The organism is Nostocoides australiense Ben110 (assembly GCF_001050535.1).
Taxonomy (GTDB): Bacteria; Actinomycetota; Actinomycetes; order Actinomycetales; family Dermatophilaceae; genus Nostocoides_A; species Nostocoides_A australiense.
The window spans coordinates 2587887-2592186 of record NZ_HG764815.1; the positions used below are offsets into that span (position 1 = coordinate 2587887).

At 69.7% G+C, this 4300-nt stretch carries 3 protein-coding genes; 2 read left to right on the plus strand and 1 reads right to left on the minus strand.

The window, feature by feature from the left end; all coding sequences use genetic code 11:
• The coding region (locus tag BN11_RS12440) for an ABC transporter permease (RefSeq protein WP_048698167.1) at nt 1-1965 on the plus strand (1965 nt) is incomplete at its 5' end.
• A 103-nt stretch (nt 1966-2068) separates the two neighbouring features.
• Here the strand turns inward: BN11_RS12440 and BN11_RS12445 are convergent.
• The gene (locus BN11_RS12445; RefSeq protein ID WP_235435458.1) at nt 2069-2839 is read right to left on the minus strand and encodes a tyrosine-protein phosphatase; all 771 of its coding nucleotides are present in this window, start codon (nt 2837-2839) and stop codon (nt 2069-2071) included.
• Between the two features lie 451 nt (nt 2840-3290).
• On the opposite strand from BN11_RS12445, the gene hemW reads away from it, so the two are divergent.
• Nucleotides 3291-4300 (plus strand): radical SAM family heme chaperone HemW (gene hemW / locus BN11_RS12450; RefSeq protein ID WP_048698169.1); only part of this gene is annotated, 1010 nt, incomplete at its 3' end.

The window sequence follows — 4300 nt, forward strand, 5'->3', positions numbered from 1 at the left end:
CCCCCCCCCCCCGGCCGCAATGCCGGCCTCGTCGTCGCGGGCGGCGCGATCCTGCTGATCATCGTCACCCTGCTGGTCGGGCCGGCATTCGCCGTGAGCGCGGCGCGCCAGCGACGGACGCTGGCGCTGGCCGCGAGCAATGGGGCGACCACCAAGCAGTTGCGCCGGACCGTGCTCTCCCAGGCCGTCGTCCTCGGGGCACTCGCCGCTGTCGCCGGAGCCGTGATCGGGGTGCTCGCGGTGCCGGCCGTCACGCACTGGATCATCCCGGTCTGGACGCCGTGGACCGGCGGGCCCATCGACATCCCGTGGACTCACGTGCTCGGGATCATGGCCGTCGCCATGCTCTCTGCGCTTGTCGCGGCCCTGGTCCCGGCGCAACGACTGGGACGGCTCGACATCGTCGGGGTGATGAAGGGGCAGGAGGTCTCGCCGCCGCCGTCCCGCGTGGTCTTCCTGCTGGGTCTGGCCGGCGCGATCCTCGGGGGGATCGTCCTGTTCTACGGCATCATCACTCACGCCTCCGAGGTCTTCATCGTCGGCGGTGCCGTGTTGCTCATCGGCGGCGCGTTGCTGTTGGTGCCCACCCTGCTCGGACTCGCCGCTCTCGGCTCCCAGCACTTGCCCGTGTCCTTGCGGCTGGCCAGCCGCGATGCCGCTCGCCAGCGGTCGCGATCGACGCCCTCGGTCGCCGCCGTCGTCGGCGCCGTGGCCGCGCTGACGATGATGGGCGTCGGTCTGACCAGCGACACCGAACAGCAACGCCGCGAATATGTGCCGAACGCCCTGGACGGCGAGGCCATCGTCTCCCTCGACGTGTATGGCTCCGACGGCGCCCCACGACGCGTAGACGACGTGGTGGCGCGCACGACGGAGACGATCAAACGCACCACGCCCGGCCTGGTCGTGGTGCCGCTGGCGCAGGTCACCGGCGGCCACGTCTTCGCCGGCCCGGGTTCCGACCCGAAGGCGGTCTGGCCGTTCGTCAACTATCGGCCGCAAGGCTGCACGACCACCGAATCCATCTCGGGGGATCCGGATGCCCCGGCGGTGGATGGCGTCCCCAAGTGCACCCAGTTCGGCACCCACGCGTGGTCCGGGCACGGCCAGATCGGCGTGCTCCCGCTGGCCGAGTTGGATCGCCGCTTCCACCTGACCGACAACGAGCGCACGGTGCTCGATAAGGGTGGGGCCCTCGCGTTCACGCGCGCCGCCCTTCCCGCCTCGATCACCATGGTCAGCGGCACCTTGCGCGTCGACTCCGACACCGGGGAATTCACGGACATCACGGAGCGGGCAGCCGACACGCTGCCAGTGGCCACCCGAACGCTCGACCTCGCGGCGCTGCCGGCACTGCCCCGCGATTGCGGCCTCTTCGTCACTCCGGACACTGCCACGGCGCTGGGCTGGGCCACCACCACTGACGCCATCGGCCTCTACGACCCCGCGGGCCCGATCAGCAGCGCGGACGCGGATCGACTGAATGCCGCCATGACGGACTCCTCCTATGTCGAGGTCGAGCGCGGCTTCCAGCGCGCGGACCAGCTGATCATGGGGATCCTTGTCGGCATCTTCGCCTTCCTCATCCTCGTCATCACCTTGACCTCGACCGCCTTGTCGATGGCCGAACAGCAGCGTGACGACGCCACACTGGCCGCGGTCGGGGCGACCCGCGGCACCCGGCGGGCGATGGCCGCCGGGCAGGCCATCGTCATCAGCCTGCTCGGCGCGCTCATCGGGGTGGCCGTCGGGCTGGTCCCCGGGATCGCGATCACCTTCCCGCTCACGGGCAACACCCAGTGCGACCGCCTGACGAATATGTGTCAGGAGGGCTACGCCCACCCGATCATCAAGATCCCGTGGCTGTGGCTGGGACTCCTCGTGGTCGCCGTCCCGCTCACCGCGGCCCTCGTGTCGGCCCTCGCCGTCCGGCGCGCCCCCACGATGACCCGCCGCGCGACCTGACCCTGGCCCCACACCCGACCCCGGCCCCACACCTGCGCGGTGGCACCCGAGTCGAGTGAGCGCGACACGCCCACCTGTGGCGCTGGACGTGGGCGCGTCGCGCTCACTCGACTGTCAACTTGCGCCGGAGCGCGTCGATCTCATCGTCCGTCCACCCCTGGGCACGCAGCCATCCGGCGGCGCCGCCGAAGTCGTCATCCACCATGGTCAATAGTGCGTCCATGGACGTCGCGAGTGGGATCTGCTCATCGCGTGGCTTGTCGCGCAACGTTTCTCGATAGGGGTCAACTCCGCTCAGCCGGTCGATGATCCGGTCGAGCCGCTCGCTCGTCAGCACGTAATCGGAGACGATCTCCGCCCGCGGCACGCCGGCGACGGCGAGGGCCAGCCCGACGACGGTGCCGGTGCGGTCCTTGCCGGCGGCGCAGTGGATGATCGTCGCACCCTGCGCGGTGGCGACGACGGACAACGCGGCCGAGACCGAGTCGGGGCGTTCGACGAGATAGCCCCGGTAGTGCTGGCTCCAGTAGTCCTGGTCCTTGACCGTCGCCAGGTGTTCCGGCCGGGTCGACAGGAAAGCCGGATCGTCCTGTCCTGGAAGGGGTTCGCTGATGAAACTGTGGTGGTGGTGGCGCAGCGCGGTGGCCCGCAGCGGACCCTCTCCGGTCAGGTGCACCTCCCGGTGGGAGCGCAGATCGACGATATCGCTGACCCCGAGATCGACCAGGTGCGCGACATCGGCGGGGGAGAGATCCTGCAGATTGTCGGACCGGATGAGCCGGTGCGGCTGCACGACCCCGCCGTCCGTGGTCGGAAGGCCGCCGAGGTCCCGCATGTTCACGACGCCGTCCAGTTCGATCCACCGCTGCAGCACCCCGACAGGCTAAGCCGTGCTCGTGACACGGCGATGAACGGCGGATGGCGCGGAACGCCCGGAGCCCCGATGACACCGGAGCACCAGGGACACTGGAGCACGGGGGACACCGAAGTCCCGGGACATAAGTGAGGGCCTCGGGAAGTATGAGTTTCCGAGGCCCTCTCCGAGGTCGACCGAAGTCGATCTCGGGTGGTTTCGACCGAAGTCGAAACCTGATGACACGAAACGAATTTCGTGTCGTGATCAGGTCCGAAGACCTGATCTGTGTCGCTGTCACCGAGGTGACTGCGACACGTCATTTCTATCCCGTCCGAGGGGTCTGCGCAACGCTTAGCCGCCGCCTTTTTTCACTTTTTTCGTGCCCTCGGCGTGTCGTGCTGGACACGCCGTCCTCGCTGTGGCGCGTGTGATGCGGGTGTCCCCGCAGCGCTCTGAAAGGATCGCGGGTATGCCGCCCTCCGCCCTCCCCGACGGGGATCCCGCGCCCGTCGACGGCCGCCTGCCGCCCGCGGCGCTGGCCGCCCGCGACGCGGGGGCGATCTCCGCCTATGTGCACGTGCCCTTTTGCCGGGTGCGCTGCGGCTACTGCGACTTCAACACCTACGCCCCCGGCGAGCTGACGGGTCCGGCGGGCTCGGCCACGGCATACGGCACCGCAGTGGAGCGCGAGATCGCGCTGGCCGGCGAGGTGCTCCAAGATGCGGGGAACCTCAGTCTCGCAACGGTTTTCGTCGGAGGAGGCACGCCGACGCTGCTGCCGTCGGAGCAACTGACGGGGATCGTGCGACGACTGGCGTCCCAGTGGCAGCTCGAGGACGACGCCGAGGTCACCACCGAGGCGAACCCCGATTCCGTCACCATCGACAGCCTGGCCACCCTGCGCGCCGGTGGCTTCACCCGGGTCAGCTTCGGGATGCAATCGAGCGTGCCCCACGTTCTGGCGACACTGGAGCGCACCCATGGCCCCGCCAATGTCGCCGCCGCCGTCGCCGGCGCGAGGACCGCCGGGCTCGATGTCAGTCTCGACCTCATCTACGGCACGCCGGGGGAGTCGATCGAGGACTGGCGCCGCAGTCTAGAGGCGGCGATTGCCCTGGAGCCGGACCACATCTCGGCGTACGCCCTCGTCGTCGAGGCGGGCACGAAGCTGGCGGCGCAGGTGCGGCGCGGCCTGATCACCATGCCCGACGACGATGACGAGGCCGACAAATACGAACTCGCCGACGAACTGCTCACCGCGGCGGGCTATGGGTGGTACGAGATCAGCAACTGGGCCCGCCCCGGCAAGGAATGCCGCCACAACCTCGCCTACTGGCGCGGCGCCGACTGGTGGGGGTTCGGCCCGGGAGCCCACAGCCACGTCGGCGGCGTGCGCTGGTGGAACGTGAAACACCCTGGTGCGTATGCCGATCGGCTCGTCCGGGGTGCCTCGCCGGCCGCCGCCCGCGAGGACCTCAC